Here is an 18,279-nt window from a genome sequence, read left to right on the forward strand (position 1 = left end):
GGGGACGGGCCGGCCGGGCAGGCCGGGCGTTACGGTTCGAGCAGGCGCTGCAGCCGCAGCTCCTCGAAATCGAGCTCCGATTCTATGCGGTGCAGCACCGCGTCGTCGACCTTGCCGTCGCGATGCAGGTCGAGCAGCGCGCCGCGCGACACGCCAACCAGCTCGAGCTCGACGCGCAGCATCCGCGCGCGTACGTCCGCGGGCGCCGCTCCGTCGCGGTGCGCGCGTTCGTTGAACGCGACGCGGTTGCGGTATTCGGTCAGCAGCCGGTCGAGCGATGCACGTTCGAGGCCGGCGCCACGCTGTTCGCGCGCATCGAGTTCGGCGAGCGCTGCGCCGAACGTGTGCGCACGCACCGCGTGCTCGGACATCGTGCGGCGCACGGCCGGGCGCAGCTTCAGCGCGCGGATCAGCGGCGCGAGCGTGCCGCCCTGCACGACGAGCGTCGCGATGATCAGCAGGAACGTGCTGAACAGGATCAGGTCGCGGCCGGGGAAGTTGGCGGGCAGCGCGATCGCGGCCGCGAGGCTCACGACGCCGCGCATGCCCGACCAGCCGAGCACGACGGCCTCGCGCCACGACCACGGCGCGTGGCCCGTGCGCCGGGCGCGCAGGCGGCCCGGCAGCCACATCGCGACGAACACCCACACCACGCGCGCGCCGATCGCGGCGGCCGTCGCCGGCAGCGCGACCCGCAGCCCGGCCATCAGCACCGCGCCTTCGTGGTTCACGCGCGCGAGGATCGCGTGCAGCGCGAGGCCGATCAGGATGAACACGAGCGCGTCGAGCACGAACACGATCGCTTCCCACGTCGCCTTCGCCTTGATCCGCATGTCGGCGTCGAACACGCGATGCTGGCGCACGCCCAGCACGAGGCCGCAGGTGACGACCGACAGCACGCCCGAGCCGTCGACGGCTTCCGCGATCCCGTAACTGCCCCATGCCATCGCGAAGGTCACGACGATGCCGAGCATCGGCTCGCGCAGGCGTTGCAGCACCCAGCACATCGCGTGGCCGCATGCGAGGCCGACTGCGATGCCGATCAGCGTGAGCGAGAAGAACAGGCCGGTGGCGCTCGCCGCCGTGATCGACGCGGCGAGTGCGGCCGACACGGCCATCTGGTACAGCAGCAGGCCCGACGCATCGTTGACGAGGCTTTCGCCTTCGAGCACCGCGACGAGCCGTGCGGGCAACGGGTGGCGCTGCAGGATCGCTTTCGCGGCGACCGCGTCGGGCGGCGACACGATCGCGCCGAGCGTGAAGCACGCGGCCCACGGCAGCGCGGGATTCGCCGCATGCACGGCGAGCGCGACCGCGACGGTCGTGAACGCCACGGCCCCGAGCGCGAGCGACGCGATCGATGCGAGTTCCTGCCGGAATTCCTTCCACGCGGTGTAGAAGCCGCTCGACATCAACAGCGGCGGCAGCACTGCCGCGAGCAGCAGCGCCGGGTCCATGTCGGGCACGCGCTTGCCGGCGACGGCGACCACGCAGCCGCCGAGCAGCAGCACGACGGCCGGTGGAATCGAGATCCGCTCGGCGAGCCACGTGAGGGCGCCCGCGCCGCAGATCAACAGCAGCAGGTAATGGAACAGCTCGACGTTGGTCATGCGTGGCGGGCGGCGATGGGGTGGATCACGAAGGCTTGCGATCGTTCGCGGCGCCGCCCGGCAGCGCGCCGAACATGTGCTGGCTGCACTTGGCATCGCGCCATGCGGTGTGCAGCCGGTGGCCGGCCAGCACGCGCCGCGCGACCGGCAGGATCTGTTCGCCGGCCAGCATGCCGAGCAGGCCGACGAGCGCGATGACCGGCGGTGCGGGCGAGTTCACGCCGATCGCGCCGTAGATGACGCCGGCGAGGATGCCGGCGAGCAGCGACAAGACATACGGTTTCATGGTGCGCCTGGTGGTGGCCGAGCGGCGCCGGAGCGGCACCGTCAAAGTCTTGAAAGCGTATCGGGTTTGCGTGAAGAAAAAAAGGGCGGGCAGCCCCGAACGGGCATCCGTTCGGGAATCGGATCGATTCCGTTTCTTGGGTGTTCGCGCCGTGCGTTTGCGGCTTAAATATTGCCGCGCGGATGACGATCCGGCGCCGACGCATTCCGGGCTCCTCCCGCTGTCGCGGTCGAGGCAGGCCCCTCTTTTATCGTTCACAGGACTCCATTCGCCATGAGCAACCCGAAGCTTGAAGTACTGACGCCGCAGAACAGCCAGTTGATCTTCATCGACCAGCAGCCGCAGATGGCGTTCGGCGTGCAGTCGATCGATCGCCAGACGCTGAAGAACAACGTCGTCGGGCTCGCGAAGGCCGCGAAGGTCTTCAACATCCCGACCACGATCACGACGGTCGAAAGCGACAGCTTCTCGGGCCACACCTATCCCGAGCTGCTCGACGTGTTCCCGAACCAGAAGACGCTCGAACGCACGTCGATGAATTCGTGGGACGACCAGAAGGTGCGCGACGCGCTGGCCGCGAACGGCCGCAAGAAGGTGGTCGTGTCGGGCCTGTGGACCGAAGTCTGCAATACGACGTTCGCGCTGTGCGCGATGCTCGAAGGCGACTACGAGATCTACATGGTCGCCGACGCATCGGGCGGCACGACGCAAGCCGCGCACGACTTCGCAATGCAGCGCATGGTGCAGGCCGGCGTGGTGCCGGTCACGTGGCAGCAGGTGATGCTCGAATGGCAGCGCGACTGGGCGCGCCGCGACTCGTACGACGCGGTGATGGCGATCGCGAAGGAGCATTCGGGCGCATACGGGATGGGCGTCGACTACGCGTACACGATGGTCCACAAGGCGCCGCAGCGCACCGCGACGCCGCACGAGTCGATCCCTGCCGTACCGGCGAAGTAACGGGCCGTCGGCCGCGATCGCCGCAGCGGCTACCGCGGCGATCACGTGCCGTCGGCTGTCGCGCGTTCAGGCGGCGGGCAGCGCCCACGGCGCGCGCGAGAAATGTTCGGCGAGGAAAGCGAGCAGCACCGTCACGCGCGCGGCGCGCAGCATGCCGGGGGGCGTGACGAGGTTTACGTTGATGTCCGCGATCTTCCAGTCGCTCATCACTTCTTCGAGCGCGCCGCGCTGCAGCTCGTCCCACACCAGGAATTCGGGCTGAAGCGCGAGGCCGTGACCGGCGACGAGCGCGGGGACGATCACGTCGGCGTTGTTGGAGCGAATGCGTCCGTGCACGTTCACGCCGAAGTCGTCGCCCGATACCGTGTGACGAAAGCGCCAGTACTCGGGCGTCGGCAGGTTCGTGTAGGTGAGGCACACGTGCTGTTCGATGTCGCGCGGATGCGTGGGCCGGCCGTGCCGGTCGAGATACGCGGGCGATGCGACGAGTGGCCGGCGCACCGCGCACAAGCGGCGCGAACGCAGCGACGAATCGGCCAGTTCGGCGATGCGGATCGCGACGTCGAAGCCGCCGGACACGATGTCGACGATGTGGTCGGTCAGCACGAGGTCGATGTCGACGCGCGGATAGCGCTCGAGGAACGCGGGCAGCACCGGCGACAAATGGTGCAGCCCGAACGACATCGGCGCATTCACGCGCACGAGGCCATGCGGTTCGAGTGCCTGCGCGGACGCTTCGTTTTCGATCAGCTCCGCATCGGCGAGCAGGCGGATCGCACGGTCGCGCAGCAGTTCGCCGGTCGGTGTGAGCGACAGCTTGCGCGACGTGCGGTACAGCAGCATCGCGCCGAGGCGCTTTTCGAGGCGCGCGACCGCTTTCGACACGGTGGGTTGCGATACGCCCAGCAGGTCGGCGGCTTTAGCGAACGAACCCGTCTCGGCGACGCGCGCAAAGATGGCCCAGGCTTCGAGATCAGGAAGGTGTTGCATGGTCGGAAGGGATGGCAGGCAAGCGAAACGGATGCGATGCGCCGCGCGCGCGGCCTCGCGATGCGGGTGATTCTAATCCGGCCGGGAGAAAACGTTATGGAATCGTATTTATTTTCATTGGGCGCCGGCATGCTGATCGGCGTCGTGTACAGCGCGATCGGGGTGCGCTCGCCGGCGCCGCCGCTGGTCGCGCTGGTGGGCCTCGCCGGCATGCTGGTCGGCGTGCAGGCCATCGCGCCGGTTCGTCACTGGCTCGGCTTTTGACCGCATCGAGGACATTTCATGAGCGCAACCGATACCCAACCCGATCTCATCCTTCACAACGGGCGCATCACGACGCTCGATCGTGCGAATCCGGTCGCGACCGCCGTCGCGATCAAGGACGGCCGCTTCGTCGCGGTGGGCGGCAACGCGGAGATCGTGCCACTCGCTGGCCGCGCGACGAAGGTCGTCGACCTTGGCGGCCGCACCGTGCTGCCGGGCTTGATCGACAACCATACGCACGTGATTCGCGGCGGCCTGAACTACAACATGGAACTGCGCTGGGACGGCGTGCCGTCGCTCGCGGTCGCGATGGAGATGCTCAAGCGTCAGGTCGCCGTGACGCCCGCGCCGCAGTGGGTGCGCGTGGTCGGCGGCTTCACCGAACATCAGTTCGTGGAGAAGCGGCTGCCGACGATCGACGAACTCAATGCAGTCGCGCCGGACACGCCCGTATTCATCCTGCACCTGTACGACCGCGCGCTGCTGAACGCGGCGGCGCTGCGGGTGGTCGGCTATACGAAGGACACGCCGGAGCCGCCGGGCGGAACCATTCTGCGCGATGCCGCCGGCCATCCGACCGGCCTGCTGCTCGCGAACCCGAACGCGACGATTCTCTACGCGACGCTCGCGAAGGGGCCGAAGCTGCCGTTCGAGTATCAGTACAACTCGACGCGCCACTTCATGCGCGAGCTGAACCGGCTCGGCGTGACCGGCGTGATCGACGCGGGTGGGGGATCGCAGAATTATCCGGAGGATTACGAAGTGATCCGCAAGCTGCACGACGCGGGCGAGATGACGATCCGGATCGCGTACAACCTGTTCACGCAGAAGCCGAACGCGGAGAAGGAAGACTTCGTGAACTGGACGAAGAGCGTCAAGTACCACGACGGCACCGACTACTTCCGCAATAACGGCGCGGGCGAGATGCTGGCGTTTTCCGCGGCCGACTTCGAAGACTTCCGCGTCGCGCGTCCGGACCTGCCCGAGCAGATGGAGGACGATCTCGAAGGCGTCGTGCGCGTGCTCGCGGAAAACCGCTGGCCGTGGCGCATGCATGCGACCTACGACGAAACCATCAGCCGCGCGCTCGACGTGTTCGAGAAGGTCAACGAAGACATCCCGCTCGAAGGGCTGAACTGGTTCTTCGATCACGCGGAAACGATCACCGAGAAGTCGATGGACCGGATCGCCGCGCTCGGCGGCGGCGTCGCGGTGCAGCACCGGATGGCGTACCAGGGCGAGTACTTCGTCGAGCGCTACGGCGCGCAAGCCGCGGAGGCGACGCCGCCGGTCGCGAAGATGCTCGGCAAGGGGCTCAAGGTGTCGGCCGGCACGGATGCAACGCGCGTCGCGTCGTACAACCCCTGGGTGTCGCTCGCGTGGCTCGTGACGGGCAAGACGGTCGGCGGCATGCGCCTGTATCCGCAGCGCAACCTGCTCGATCGCGAAACCGCGCTGCGGATGTGGACCGAGTACGTGACGTGGTTCTCGAACGAAGAGGGCAAGAAAGGACGCATCGCGGTGGGGCAGCTTGCCGACCTGATCGTCCCGGATCGCGATTTCTTCGCGTGCGCGGAGGACGATATCGCCGCCACGACGGCGTTGCTGACGGTGGTCGACGGGAAGATCGTGTGGGGCGCGGGGCCGTTCGCGTCGCACGACGCGCCGATTCCGCCGGCGATGCCGGACTGGTCGCCGGTGCGCGAGTTTGGCGGCTATGGCGGCTGGGGCGCGACGCAGCGCAACGGCGCGCCGTTGCAGCGCGCGGCGGCGGCTGCCGCGGCGTGTGGCTGCGCGAATGCATGCACCGTTCACCAGCACGCGCACGCGAGCGCATGGGCAAGTGCGTTGCCGACGTCGGACGCGAAGGGCTTCTGGGGCGCGTTCGGCTGTTCGTGCTGGGCGGTCTGACATGGCGACGCGTACTGCTTACGGCACCCCCGCGTGGATCGGCGTGCTGCTGTCGCAGCCGTGGGTTCTGCCGCTCGCGCGCCTCGCGCTGGTGTCCGCCTATCTGCTCGGCGGCGTCGCGAAGGCGCTCGATTTCGACGGCGCGGTCGCGGAACAGGCGCATTTCGGCCTGCAGCCGGCCGCGCTGTGGGCAGCGCTCGCGATAGCGGTCGAGATCGTCGGCTCGCTGTGCGTGGTGTTTCGCCGCTTCACGTGGCTCGGCGCCGGCAGCCTCGGCATGCTGACGCTCGTTGCGATGTGTGTGGCGAACGATTTCTGGAACCGTTCGGGCGCCGAGCACTTCATGGCGCTCAACAGCTTTTTCGAGCATCTCGGGCTGATCGCGGCACTCGTGCTCGCGACCGTGCTCGACGATGCGCGGCAACCGGCCGATGATGGCCGTTCCATTCGATGACGATGCAACAATCAGGACATCCCGTGATGAAATCCCTTCGTTCCGTGCTGCTCGCCGCGATGCTCGCGGGCGGCCTCGCCGCTGCCCCCGCGACGTTCGCGAAACCGCCGGCGCCGCCTGCGGCGGTGCCGACGGTGGCGGTCGGCCCGCAGTACGACACGACGCACGTGTGCGTCGCACCCGAAGACTTCGACCGCTTCACCGACAGCTTCGTCGCGACCTTCGGCGGCAAGAAGTCGAAGCAGGGCGTGTTCCAGGTCACGCCGACGCCGAGCCAGACGATGTCGCAACTCGTGCTGACGCCGGTCGGCACGATCTCGGTATTCGGTTTCAAGACGCCGATCCCGTATCCGTTCTGCTCGGAGCGCACCGGCTATCTCGTGACCGACATGGACGTCGCCGTGAAGTCGGCGCGCGAGCACGGTGCCGACGTGATCGTCGACACGTTTGCCGATCCGATCGGCCGCGACGCGATCGTCACGTGGGCGGGCGGCGTGAACATGCAGCTGTACTGGCACACGCAGGCGCCGCATTACGACGCGCTGCAGACCATCCCCGAGAACCGTGTGTACGTATCGCCGCAAAGCGCGCGCAAGTTCGTGCACGACTTCGTCAAGTTCTCGAAAGGCAAGGTGGTGTCCGACGACCTGAAGGCGCCGGGCATCGAGATCGGCCGGCCGGACGATACCTACCGCCGCATTCGCATCGAATCGGGCTTCGGCAGGATGACCGTGCTGGTGACGGACGGCCATCTGCCTTACCCGTTCGGGCGCGAGATGACCGGCTACGAAGTGTCCGATCTCGCCGCGACGCTGAAGCAGGCCGAAGCCGCGGGCGTGACCGTGCTCGTGCCGCCGTTCAAGTCGGACGGCCGCGATGCGGCGCTCGTGCAGTTCCCGGGCGGCTACGTCGCCGAAATCCACGCGAGCGCGGCGCGATGAAGCACGAGGACACGATCCTTGCCGCGGTGGCCGGCTTCGTCGACACGCTGAGCTTCGTCGCGCTGTTCGGGCTGTTCACCGCGCACGTGACCGGCAACTTCGTGCTGATCGGTGCGGGCATCGCAGGCTTCGGCCAGGGTGTCGTGCTGAAGCTCAGCGTGTTTCCGGCGTTCGTGTGCGGCGTGATCGCGAGCAGCCTGATCGCGCGGTCGATGTCCGCGCGGCCGGCGTGGCAGGGCGCGCGCATGCTGCATGCGGTGCAGGCCGTGCTGCTGCTGGGCTTCTGCGCGGCAGGCGTGTGGGCGACGCCCGTCACGCAGCCCGACAGCCTCGCCGCGCTGGTGGCCGGCATCGTGGGCACGTTCGCGATGGGCGTGCAGAACGCGCATCCGCGGGTGATCGCCCGCGCGGGCGGCGTGCCGAATACGGTGATGACCGGCAACGTCACGCAGGCGATCCTGGATGCCGTCGACATGCTGTCGCCCGGCACGGCGGACAGCGTGCGCGCGACCGCGCGCGCACGCTTCGCGAAGATGCTGCCGGCGATCGTCGCGTTCGCGCTCGGCGCGGCGGCCGGTGCGCTCGGGTTCCGCTACGTCGGGTTCCTGGCGTTGCTGCTTCCCGTCGGCGCGCTCGCGACGCTTGCGCTGTGCGCGACGCAATCGGCCGGCGCAACCACGCAGGAGCGCGCATGATCGAGCGACGGGGCAGACGCCGCGGCCGCCGCTTCGAGCGGGCCGCGCGCGTGTCGGTCGTCGCGGGACTGCTGTTCGCTGGGGCCGACGCTGCGTGTGCGGAAACGGCAGGCGCGTCGCCCTCGACCATCACGCCGGCTTCGACGCAAGAACCGGCGCCGATGTCGACCGTGTCATCGGCTTCGGCGCCGGCGTCGACGTCCGCAGCCGCGTCGACGTGCACCGCCAAGCGGCCGACGGTGCTGTTCAACCGCTGGCAGGAAGACTGGTCGGTGCTCGCGAATCCCTGCGTGCCGCATGCGCTGCTCGACGGGTTGAAATACATCCCGCTCGGCAACGATCCGGGCTCCTATCTGTCGCTCGGCGTGAACCTGCGCGAACGCCTGGAGACCAACGACGCGCCGCTGTTCGGCATCGGCTCCGCGCAATCGGATACGTACCTGATCCAGCGCATCGAAGTGCACGCCGATGCGCACCTCGGCCGGCACTGGCAGTTCTTCGCGCAATTGCAGGACGCACGCGCGTTCGGCAAGAACGCGGTGTCGCCGGTCGACAGGAACCCGCTCGATCTCGAACAGGCGTTCGCGACCTACACGGGTGCGCTCGGCGGCGGCACGGTCAAGTTCCGCGTCGGCCGTCAGGAGATGGCGTTCGACCTGCAGCGCTTCATCGCCGCGCGCGACGGCCCGAACGTGCGGCTGGCGTTCGATGCGGTCTGGGCCGATTACGAATACGGAAAGTGGCGCTTCATCGGCTATGCGACGCAGCCGGTGCAGAACCGCAACGCGTCCGATTTCGATGACGTGTCGAATCGCGATCTCACGTTCAGCGGCGTGCGCTTCGAGCGGCAGTCGGTCGGGCCAGGCGATCTGTCGGGCTACTGGTCGCGCTACAACCGCCGCGGCGCGCGTTTCCTCGATGCGAGCGGCCCTGAGCATCGCGACGTATGGGACGTGCGCTACACGGGCACGCAGGGCCGCTTCGACTGGGATCTCGAAACGATGCTGCAGACCGGCACGGTCGGCAACGCGACGATCGGCGCGTGGGCCGTCGGTTCGATTGCCGGCTACAAGCTCGACGCGCCGTGGTCGCCGCGCATCGCGCTGCAGGTCGACGCGGCATCGGGCGACCGGCATCCGCACGACGGCCGCGTCGGCACCTTCAATCCGCTGTTTCCGAACGGCTATTACTTCACGCTGGCTGGCTATACGAGTTACGCGAACCTGATTCACGTGAAGCCGTCCGTGACGCTGAAACCGTCGCCGAACCTGTCGCTGCTCGGCGCGCTGGGCTTCCAGTGGCGCGAGACGACCGGCGATGCCGTCTATCAGCAGCCGAACATCCCGGTGCCGGGCACGGCGGGCAAGGGCGGGTCGTGGACGGGCATGTACGTGCAGTTGCGCGCGGACTGGACGATTGCGGCGAACCTGATCGGCGCGGTCGAGGCCGTGCATTTCCAGGTCGGCGACGCGATCCGGCAGGCGGGCGGGCACAACGCCGACTACGTCGGCGTCGAGCTGAAGTACGGATGGTGACGCCGCCGCGCGGCATCGTGCGCCCATGAAAAAAAGCGGCCCCGAGGGGCCGCTCTCCGTTCGAGCGAGCCGGCGGCGTGCCCGGCCCGTTCGCGATCGCGATCGCGATTACAGGTTCGGCGACAGCGTGAGCGCGTTCGTCAGGTCGCCCATCGGCTGCGCGCCGTTCGCCTTCAGCGCGTCGTCGCGCTGCTGCAGGCCCGCGAGGCGCGGCAGCGAGAAGCGGCGCGTGATGAAGCGCAGGATCGAACCCGTGTCGTACTGCGTGTGGTCCACGAAACCCTTCTTCGCATACGGCGACACGATCAGCGCCGGAATGCGGGTGCCCGGGCCCCAGCGGTCGGCATTCGGCGGCGTGGCGTGATCCCAGAAACCGCCGTTTTCGTCGTACGTGACGACCACGACCATGTTCTTCCACTGCGGGCTGGCCTGCAGGTGCGCGATCACGTCGGCGATGTGCTGGTCGCCGGAGGTGACGTCCGTGTAGCCCGGGTGCTCGTTCAGGTTCCCTTGCGGCTTGTAGAACGCGACCTGCGGCAGCGTGCCCGCATCGATCGCCTTGATGAACTCGGCGCCATTCGCGCCGCCGTCGAGCAGGTGTTGCGCGCGGCTCGCGGTGCCCGGCGCCTGGTTCGCGAAGTAGTTGAACGGCTGGTGGTGCGGCTGGAAGTTCGGCGTCGACAGGTCGGCGCCGTAGATCACGTTCGACGTGCCGTTCTGGCTCGCCTGCAGCGCCTGGCCCCATGCGCCGCCGTACCACGCCCACGACACGCCCGCATTGGTCAGCAGGTCGCCGATGTTGGTCGCCGTCTGCGGCGGCATCGTCGACGGATTGGCCGGATCGGCGAGCAGCGGGTCGCCGCCCGTGGCCGCCTTGTTGCCGCTCGGCTGATACGCCGGCTGCATCGTGTTGACGCCGTAGAAGTCGGGCGTGAGCGCGCCGTCGTTGACGAACTTCGGCGGGCCGCTCAGCGCGGAAGCCGGCGAGTTCGTGGCCACCTTCAGCGACTTGCCGTCGGCGTTCAGCACGGCGATCTTGCCGGCCGCCGGGCTCTTGTCGGCGTTCGGGTAGTACGGTGCGCACGCGCAGATCAGGTACTGGTGGTTCAGGAACGACCCGCCGAACGCGCCCATGAAGAAGTTGTCCGCAAGCACGTACTGCTGCGCGATCTTCCACAGCGGCAGCTTCGACGGATCGGCCGTGTAGTGGCCCATCGTCAGGCCGCCGGCGTCGGTCCAGGCGGCGTACATGTCGTTCTTGCCGCCGTTGATCTGCATCTGGTCTTGGTAGAAGCGGTGCACGATGTCGCGCGTCGCGATGCTCATCGACTGGTTGAAGCCTTTCGGATCGTCGATCGCGAACGGCGCGTTCGGCAGGTTCGCCGTCATCGCTTCGGTCACCGCCGGCGTGATGCCGGTCGCGGTCAGGCCGCCCCAGACCTTCGGCAGCGTCGCCATCGTCGAGCCGTCGCGATCCTTCTGCACCGAGTTCGCGGCCGTCACGTTCTGCAGACCGTTCGCGCCCGGGAAATTGCCGTACAGGTTGTCGAAGCTGCGGTTTTCGGCGTAGATCACGACGACGTTCTTGACGGCCGACAGGCCCTGCTGCGTGACGTCGTCGCCGCCGCAGGCGGTCAGGCTGAGCGCGGCCGCAAGGGCGATCGGCGTATAGCGAATCCAGGCGTGCTTCTTCATGCGATGTTCTCTCTCATTCGTCGTTGGTCGCGTGTGGGAACCGGGTGGCGGGAGGGCCGGCGCACGAACCTCGCGGTACCGCCCGGCTGCGCGCATTATCTGGAACCGATTTGACAGCCGGGTGTAGGGGCGCTTTCAATTGACTGTCGGTCGAACGTCATTCAACGGTCACGGAACTGACATAAGCTCCGGCCGGTTGCCCACCGCTACTAGAACAACGACGATGCACACCCTTCTGAAATCCTTCGCGTCCGCGCGATCGCTGATCCCCGCCGCGGCGGCGTTCGCGGTGGCCGGCACGCTCGCGGCGCTCGCCGGTTGCGACGCACGGCCCGGCACGAATGCGTCGGCCGCGTCCGTCGTCCCGGCGGCTCAGGCCGCCCCGGCCGTCCCGGCGGTCGCGCCGGCCGGCCAGCCGCAGACGCGCGCACAGGTGTTCGAGGGCGTGAAGCAGATGACGGCACTCGGCAAGCAGCTGTTCTTCGATCCGTCGCTGTCCGGCTCGGGCAAACTCGCTTGCGCGTCGTGCCATAGCGCCGAGCATGCGTTCGGGCCGCCGAACGCGCTGTCGGTGCAGCTCGGCGGCGACGACATGCACCGTACCGGCTTTCGCGCGGTGCCGTCGCTGAAGTACCTGCGCGGCATCCCGCCGTTCAGCGAGCACTTCCACGATTCGCCGGACGAAGGCGACGAAAGCATCGACGCGGGTCCGACCGGCGGGCTCACCTGGGACGGTCGCGTCGATACGCGCGATGCGCAGGCGCGCATTCCGCTCACGTCGCCGTTCGAGATGAGCAGTTCGCCCGCGCGAGTCGCGAAGGCGGTTCGCGCCGCACCGTATGCCGACGCGTTCCGCAATGCATTCGGCGACAAGGTTCTCGGCGACGACCAGGCGACGTTCGATGCGGTGCTGCGCGCGCTCGACGCATTCCAGCAGCAGCCGGCGCTGTTCGATCCGTACACGAGCAAATACGACGCGTATCTGGCCGGCCGCGCGCAGCTCACGCCCGCGGAGTTGCATGGGCTGCAGTTGTTCAACGACGAGAAGAAGGGCAACTGCGCGAGCTGCCACGTCAGCCAGCGCACGCTCGAAGGCGGCCCGCCGCAGTTCAGCGATTTCGGGCTGATCGCGATCGCGGTGCCGCGCAACCGCGCGCTGCCCGTCAATCGCGACCCGCGCTTTTACGATCTCGGCGCGTGCGGCCCCGAACGCACCGACCTGAAGGGGCGCGACGAATTCTGCGGGTTGTTCCGCACGCCGTCGCTGCGCAACGTCGCGCTGCGCAAGACGTTCTTCCACAACGGCGTGTATCACTCGCTCGAGGACGTGATGCGCTTCTACGTCGAACGCGACATTCATCCGGAGAAGTTCTACCCGGTCGTGCACGGCAAGGTGCAGATCTACGACGATTTGCCGAAGCGCTACTGGCAGAACATCAACCGGGAGCCGCCGTTCGACCGCAAGCGCGGCGAGCAGCCGGCGCTGAACGCGGCCGAGATCAAGGACGTGATCGCGTTCCTCGGCACGCTGACTGACGGATATCGGCAAACGGCCGCGCCGGCCAAGCCCTAGAAGGCAATCATTACAGCACGCATGCTATGCTCGCTCGCTGACGGGCGTGGCGCATGCCGGAGGGCCGGTTGCCGGTTCGCCGGCATGCGCCGCGCCGTTCGATCGAACATCCAAGGAGAAAAAACATGTCGATGCGTGCATCCCTTTCCGTCGTCACGCGTGTGCTGGCCGGCGCCGCGTGCGCAGCCGCGATGCTGCCCGCCCATGCGCAGAACAACCTGAATTTCCTGAACGACACGCCGATCAGCTATTTCAGCAAGGCCGACCGCGCGTCGCTCACCAAGGCGGTCGTGCAGGCGCGCGACGAAGGCAAGGACGGCGAAACCACGACGTGGCAGAGCAGCGGCCGCGGCACGCAGATCGATGCGAAGCTCACGCCGAGCACGACCGAGACGGACGGCAAGACCTGCCGTGAAGTCGCGACCGAAATCACCGCGAAGGGCCAGACGATGACGCTCAAGCCCGTCTACTGCAAGACGGCCGCGGGCAAGTGGCAACTGCAGAAGCGCTGAGCACGCGCGTCATGAAGCGGGGCGGCGCGCCGCGCACGGTGTCGTGCGGCGTCGTGATTCTCGATGCGGCCGGCCGCGTGTTTCTCGCGCACGCGACGGACACCACGCACTGGGATATTCCGAAGGGGCAGGGCGAACCGGGCGAGACGCCGGCCGACGCCGCGCTGCGCGAACTGCTGGAGGAAACCGGCATCGAGTTCGCGCCGGCACGGTTGCTCGATCTCGGCCGCTTCGCATACCGGCACGACAAAGATCTGCACTTGTTCGCGGTGCAGGTGGCCGAAGGCGAGATCGATCCCGAGCGCTGCACGTGTACTTCGCTGTTTCCGAGCCGCCGCGACGGCTCGATGATCCCCGAGATGGATGCGTACCGCTGGACCGTGCCGGGCGACATCGACGCCTATGCGAGCCGCAGTCTCGCGCGGCTGTTTCGCACGAAGCTGTCGCTGGCGGAGCTGCATCGGCGGTTGTCGGGCGCGTGAACGAGCGCCGCGGCTTGCGCTGCCGCCCGCCGCCGTTCGGCGCACGCCCATGAAAAAACCGGCCCTGGAGCCGGTTTTTTCATGGGCAGGCAACGGCGGCTTGCGAAGCCGCACGCCACCCGCGCGGAGCAGGGCGGTCAGGCCGGCTTGCCCCAGCTGTCGCGCAGCCCGACGATCCGGTTGAACACCGGCTTGCCCGGCTTCGAATCGACACGGTCGGCAACAAAGTAGCCGTGGCGCTCGAACTGCAGGCGCGTTTCCGGTGCGACGTCGCCGTTGCCCGGCTCGAGGTACGCCTGCACGATCTTCTTCGAATCGGGGTTCAGCGCTTCGAGGAAGTTCGCGCCGCCCGCGTCCGGGTGCGGTTCCTTGAACAGGCGATCGTAAATCCGCACTTCGGCCGGCTGCGCGTGCTTCGCGCTGACCCAGTGGATGTTGCCCTTGACCTTGTAGGTGTTCGCGCCTTCGGTGCCCGATTTGCTGTCCGGGAAGTAGTTGCAGTGCACGGCCGTCACGTTGCCGTCGGCGTCCTTGTCGAAGCCCGTGCATTCGATCACGTAGCCGTAGCGCAGGCGCACCTTGTTGCCCGGGAACAGGCGGAAATAGCCCTTCGGCGGATTCTCGACGAAATCCTCGCGCTCGATCCACAGTTCGCGCGAGATCGGGAACGTGCGCACGCCGCGGTCCGGATGATGCGGATGCACGGGCGCCGTGCAGGGTTCCTCGAGGTCTTCCGGATAGTTGTCGATCACGAGCTTCAGCGGATCGAGCACCGCGACCGTCCGCGCGGCCTTTTCGTCGAGGTCGTCGCGCAGCGCGCCTTCGAAGATGCTCATGTCGATCCACGAATCGATCTTCGTCACGCCGATCCGCTCGCAGAACAGGCGAATGCTCTCCGGCGTGAAACCGCGACGGCGTATGCCGACGATCGTCGGCATGCGCGGGTCGTCCCAGCCGTCGACGTGGCCTTCGGTGACGAGTTGCAGCAGCTTGCGCTTGCTGGTGATCGCGTACGTGAGGTTCAGCCGCGAGAATTCGATCTGTTGCGGCAGCGGGCGCGTGAACACGCCGGCTTCCGCGAGCTCGTTCAGCACCCAGTCGTACAGCGGGCGGTGATCCTCGAACTCGAGCGTGCACAGCGAATGCGTGATGCCTTCGAGCGCATCCGAGATGCAGTGCGTGTAGTCGTACATCGGATACACGCACCATGCGTCGCCGGTGCGGTAGTGGTGCGCGTAGCGGATCCGGTAGATCACCGGGTCGCGCATGTTCATGTTCGGCGAAGCCATGTCGATCTTCGCGCGCAGCACGTGCTCGCCTTCCTTGAACTCGCCGGCCTTCATGCGGCGGAACAGGTCGAGGTTTTCCTCGGGCGAGCGGTCGCGGAACGGCGACGGCTTGCCGCCTTCGGTCAGCGAGCCGCGGTTCGCGCGCATTTCGTCGGCGCTCTGGCTGTCGACGTACGCCTTGCCGCGCTGGATCAGCAACTCGGCGAATTCGTACAGCTTGTCGTAGTAGTCGCTCGCGAAATACTGATGATCGACCGCGTCCTTGCGCCAGTCGAAGCCGAGCCAGCGCACCGCGTCGACGATCGAGTCGACGTATTCGACGCTTTCCTTTTCCGGGTTCGTGTCGTCGAAGCGCAGGTGGCACACGCCGCCGTAGTCGCGCGCGACGGTGAAGTTCAGGCAGATGCTCTTCGCATGACCGATGTGCAGATAGCCGTTCGGCTCGGGCGGGAAGCGCGTCTCGACGCGGCCGCCCCATTTGCCGGTGCGGTTGTCGTCGTCGATGATGTTGCGGATGAAATTGGAAGCCGCGGGGGCGTCGTTGCGTTCGGTGCTCATGCGGTTGGCGTCAGGGTTGTGTCGGCGCGTCGCGCCGGTTTAATCTTGTAATTCTACCTGACCGGGGTCCGTCCCGCGCGGCCTGCCGGTCGGGCGGCGTGCGTTCGCGATGCGTACCGCAATATATCGAGTGTGTGTCGGCTGTAACACGACGTAAATCGGATTGCCGGGGCCGTTCGGCTTTTCCTATGATGGCTTCACCGATTCAATGCCGCCATTCGCAATTTTTGCGTGGCGGGAGGAAGCCAATAATCATGATGAAGAAGACCACTTTTCTCGTTCGTACCGCGGTGATCGTCGCGGCTCTTTCGCAACTCGGCGCATGCGCGATGACGCATACGCAGCGCAATGCCGGTATCGGCGCGGCCGCGGGCGGCGCGCTCGGCTACTTGATCACGGGCGGGCCGGTCGGCACGGTCGCCGGGGCGGCGGCAGGCGGCCTGGTCGGCGCAGGCGTGCGCTGATCCACGCCGGCGTGCGCGGGCCTGAGCGTGCTCGCGCGATGCCGGCCGGGCGTGACGCCGTTCCGTACGCGTAACGGCCCGCCCGCACACCTCTTCCATTTTTCGACAGGCAGCATCAGGGAGGAATGGGTGTGCGACACTTCGTCGACGCCACATAACGACTTCATTCGTCGACGAATCCTTTCATGAGCGACCCCCTCGTATTCGTGCTGCCGGGCTACGGCAACTCCGGTCCGTTCCACTGGCAAAGCCGCTGGGAGCGCGCCGACGCGCGTTTCGTGCGCGTCGCGATGCCCGACTGGGAGCGGGCATTCCGCAACGGCTGGTGTCTCGCGCTCGACCGGGCGATCGAAGCCGCGCGCGGGCCGGTGCTGATCGCCGGCCACAGTCTCGGCACGCTGACCGCCGCATGGTGGGCGACCCGCTACGCGCGGCCGGCCGCGCTCGCGAAAGTGCGCGGCGCGCTGCTGGTCGCGCTGCCCGATCCCGCCGGGCCGGCGTTTCCGGCCGACGCGCACGGCTTCGGCCCGGTGCCGCACGAACGGTTGCCGTTTCCGACCTGCGTCGTCGCAAGCAGCGACGATCCGTACGGTTCGCTCGCGTTCGCGCGCGGCTGCGCGAACGCGTGGGGCAGCACGTTCCACGAGCTCGGCCCGCGCGGCCACATCAACGCGGACAGCGGGCTCGGCGACTGGCCGCAAGCGCGCGGCTGGCTCGATGCGCTCGCACGTTAGTTCGTCTGCGCGTCGCGCGCGAGTCGCGGCTGTTCGATTCGACCGTTGTCGTCGCGTGCGCCTGGCGCCGCGACGCCGTCGCCCCGAACCGCGTCAGATCGCCTGTTTCGCCTTCAACGCGGCGATCCGCGCGTCGTCGTAGCCGAGCATGTCGCGCAGCACGTCGTCCGTCTGCGCGCCGAGCAGCGGCGGGGCCGTGCGCGCGTCGGGCGGTGTCGCGCTCATCCGGATCGGGTTGCGCACGAGCTTCACGTCCGCGCCGCACGGGTGCGGCAGTGACACCTGCATCCCGCGCGCGACCACCTGCTCGTTGTCGAACACCTCGTCGAGATCGTTGATCGGCCCGCACGGCACGCCGGCCGCTTCGAGCGCGCCGATCCAGTCGGCCTTGTCGCGCGCCTTCACCATCTCCGCGAGGATCGGCACCAGCGTGTCGCGATGGCGCACGCGCGACGGATTCGTCGCGAAGCGCTCGTCGTCAGCCAGCTCGGGCCGTCCGCCGGCCTCGACGAACTTGCGGAACTGCCCGTCGTTGCCGACCGCGACGATGATCCAGCCGTCGCGCGTCTGGAACGTCTGGTATGGCACGATGTTCGGATGCGCGTTGCCCCAGCGCACCGGCGGCTTGCCGCTCGCGAGGAAGTTGGTGTTCATGTTCGCGAGCAGCGCGACCTGCACGTCGAGCAGGGCCATGTCGATGTACTGGCCTTCGCCCGTGCGGTCGCGGTGCGCGAGCGCGGCGAGCACGGCGATCGTCGAATAGAGGCCGGTCGCGAGATCGGCGATCGCGACGCCGGCCTTCTGCGGGCCGCCGCCCGGTTCGCCGTCGCGTTCGCCGGTGATGCTCATGAAGCCGCCGATCCCCTGCACGATGAAATCGTAGCCCGCGCGATGCGCGTACGGGCCGGTCTGGCCGAAGCCGGTGACCGAGCAGTAGACGAGATCGGGCTTCACCGCGCGCAGCGAATCGTAATCGAGCCCGTATTTCTTCAACTGGCCGACCTTGTAGTTCTCGAGCACGACGTCGCTTTGCGCGGCGAGCTCGCGCACGATCTGCTGGCCCTCCGGCGTCGCGATGTCGATCGTCACCGAGCGCTTGTTGCGATTCGCCGCGAGGTAGTACGCGGCCTCGGCGGTATCCGCGCCGTTAGCGTCCTTCAGGTACGGCGGGCCCCAGTGGCGCGTGTCGTCGCCGGTGCCCGGGCGCTCGACCTTGATCACGTCCGCGCCGAAATCGGCAAGGGTCTGCGCGCACCACGGGCCCGCGAGTACGCGGGTGAGATCCAGCACGCGGATATGGCTCAGGGCACCCATCGTCGAAACGTC

18 protein-coding genes are annotated in these 18,279 nt (G+C 67.7%); 12 read left to right on the forward strand and 6 right to left on the reverse strand.

The window, feature by feature from the left end:
• Nucleotides 1-29: 29 nt before the first annotated feature.
• Both WS89_RS18475 and WS89_RS18480 read right to left on the reverse strand, forming a co-directional pair.
• On the reverse strand, nt 30-1,610 hold the full coding sequence (locus WS89_RS18475) for a cation:proton antiporter (RefSeq protein WP_059502099.1): 1,581 nt from the start codon (nt 1,608-1,610) through the stop codon (nt 30-32).
• Between the two features lie 25 nt (nt 1,611-1,635).
• Nucleotides 1,636-1,896, reverse strand: coding sequence for a XapX domain-containing protein (locus WS89_RS18480; protein ID WP_059792538.1), 261 nt, complete (start codon nt 1,894-1,896; stop codon nt 1,636-1,638).
• A gap of 273 nt (nt 1,897-2,169) precedes the next feature.
• On the opposite strand from WS89_RS18480, the gene WS89_RS18485 reads away from it, so the two are divergent.
• Nucleotides 2,170-2,856 carry a hydrolase gene (locus tag WS89_RS18485; RefSeq protein ID WP_059792540.1) on the forward strand — a complete coding sequence of 229 codons (687 nt, stop codon included), beginning with the start codon at nt 2,170-2,172 and terminating at the stop codon, nt 2,854-2,856.
• A gap of 66 nt (nt 2,857-2,922) precedes the next feature.
• Here the strand turns inward: WS89_RS18485 and WS89_RS18490 are convergent, their stop codons facing one another.
• The gene (locus WS89_RS18490) at nt 2,923-3,846 is read right to left on the reverse strand and encodes a LysR family transcriptional regulator (RefSeq protein WP_059505704.1); all 924 of its coding nucleotides are present in this window, start codon (nt 3,844-3,846) and stop codon (nt 2,923-2,925) included.
• Nucleotides 3,847-3,942: 96 nt separating this feature from the next.
• Between WS89_RS18490 and WS89_RS18495 the strand changes: the two genes are divergently transcribed.
• The 6 genes from WS89_RS18495 to WS89_RS18520 are packed head-to-tail and all read left to right on the forward strand — an operon-like array spanning nt 3,943 to nt 9,646.
• Nucleotides 3,943-4,110, forward strand: coding sequence for a DUF1427 family protein (locus tag WS89_RS18495; RefSeq protein ID WP_059792541.1), 168 nt, complete (start codon nt 3,943-3,945; stop codon nt 4,108-4,110).
• Nucleotides 4,111-4,128: 18 nt separating this feature from the next.
• Complete coding sequence (locus tag WS89_RS18500) at nt 4,129-6,021, forward strand: amidohydrolase (protein WP_059792543.1); 1,893 nt, start codon at nt 4,129-4,131, stop codon at nt 6,019-6,021.
• 1 nt (nt 6,022) lies between these two features.
• Complete coding sequence (locus WS89_RS18505) at nt 6,023-6,475, forward strand: DoxX family protein (RefSeq protein WP_059792545.1); 453 nt, start codon at nt 6,023-6,025, stop codon at nt 6,473-6,475.
• Between the two features lie 26 nt (nt 6,476-6,501).
• Nucleotides 6,502-7,416 (forward strand): VOC family protein, encoded by a 915-nt coding sequence (locus WS89_RS18510; RefSeq protein ID WP_059505599.1) that lies wholly within the window; start codon nt 6,502-6,504, stop codon nt 7,414-7,416.
• Nucleotides 7,413-8,111 (forward strand): YoaK family protein, encoded by a 699-nt coding sequence (locus tag WS89_RS18515; protein WP_059792547.1) that lies wholly within the window; start codon nt 7,413-7,415, stop codon nt 8,109-8,111. Before WS89_RS18510 ends, WS89_RS18515 begins: the two co-directional genes overlap by 4 nt.
• Nucleotides 8,108-9,646, forward strand: a complete 1,539-nt coding sequence (locus tag WS89_RS18520; RefSeq protein WP_059792620.1) for an alginate export family protein — start codon at nt 8,108-8,110, stop codon at nt 9,644-9,646. Before WS89_RS18515 ends, WS89_RS18520 begins: the two co-directional genes overlap by 4 nt.
• Nucleotides 9,647-9,754: 108 nt before the next feature.
• On the opposite strand, the gene WS89_RS18525 is transcribed toward WS89_RS18520, so the two are convergent.
• Nucleotides 9,755-11,341: an acid phosphatase gene (locus WS89_RS18525; RefSeq protein ID WP_059505602.1), complete on the reverse strand. Its 1,587-nt coding sequence runs from the start codon at nt 11,339-11,341 to the stop codon at nt 9,755-9,757.
• Nucleotides 11,342-11,564: 223 nt separating this feature from the next.
• On the opposite strand from WS89_RS18525, the gene WS89_RS18530 reads away from it, so the two are divergent.
• The 3 genes from WS89_RS18530 (at nt 11,565) to WS89_RS18540 (ending at nt 13,908) form a co-directional block, all read left to right on the forward strand.
• Nucleotides 11,565-12,914 carry a cytochrome-c peroxidase gene (locus WS89_RS18530; protein WP_059792548.1) on the forward strand — a complete coding sequence of 450 codons (1,350 nt, stop codon included), beginning with the start codon at nt 11,565-11,567 and terminating at the stop codon, nt 12,912-12,914.
• A gap of 125 nt (nt 12,915-13,039) precedes the next feature.
• Nucleotides 13,040-13,426 (forward strand): hypothetical protein, encoded by a 387-nt coding sequence (locus WS89_RS18535; RefSeq protein ID WP_059792550.1) that lies wholly within the window; start codon nt 13,040-13,042, stop codon nt 13,424-13,426.
• A gap of 11 nt (nt 13,427-13,437) precedes the next feature.
• Nucleotides 13,438-13,908 (forward strand): NUDIX hydrolase, encoded by a 471-nt coding sequence (locus WS89_RS18540; protein WP_059505608.1) that lies wholly within the window; start codon nt 13,438-13,440, stop codon nt 13,906-13,908.
• 137 nt (nt 13,909-14,045) lie between these two features.
• On the opposite strand, the gene WS89_RS18545 is transcribed toward WS89_RS18540, so the two are convergent.
• Nucleotides 14,046-15,755, reverse strand: a complete 1,710-nt coding sequence (locus tag WS89_RS18545) for a glutamine--tRNA ligase/YqeY domain fusion protein (protein WP_059505610.1) — start codon at nt 15,753-15,755, stop codon at nt 14,046-14,048.
• Nucleotides 15,756-16,009: 254 nt separating this feature from the next.
• Here WS89_RS18545 and WS89_RS18550 point away from each other — a divergent pair, with 254 nt between their 5' ends.
• Together WS89_RS18550 and WS89_RS18555 are read left to right on the forward strand one after the other, a co-directional pair.
• The gene (locus tag WS89_RS18550) at nt 16,010-16,219 is read left to right on the forward strand and encodes an ornithine acetyltransferase (RefSeq protein WP_006497729.1); all 210 of its coding nucleotides are present in this window, start codon (nt 16,010-16,012) and stop codon (nt 16,217-16,219) included.
• 185 nt (nt 16,220-16,404) lie between these two features.
• Nucleotides 16,405-16,953: an RBBP9/YdeN family alpha/beta hydrolase gene (locus WS89_RS18555; protein ID WP_059792552.1), complete on the forward strand. Its 549-nt coding sequence runs from the start codon at nt 16,405-16,407 to the stop codon at nt 16,951-16,953.
• A gap of 93 nt (nt 16,954-17,046) precedes the next feature.
• Here the strand turns inward: WS89_RS18555 and WS89_RS18560 are convergent, their stop codons facing one another.
• Complete coding sequence (locus tag WS89_RS18560) at nt 17,047-18,267, reverse strand: CaiB/BaiF CoA transferase family protein (protein ID WP_059792554.1); 1,221 nt, start codon at nt 18,265-18,267, stop codon at nt 17,047-17,049.
• Nucleotides 18,268-18,279: the final 12 nt, after the last annotated feature.

Origin of the sequence: Burkholderia sp. MSMB1072, assembly GCF_001524725.1 — a bacterium.
Taxonomy (GTDB): domain Bacteria; phylum Pseudomonadota; class Gammaproteobacteria; order Burkholderiales; family Burkholderiaceae; genus Burkholderia.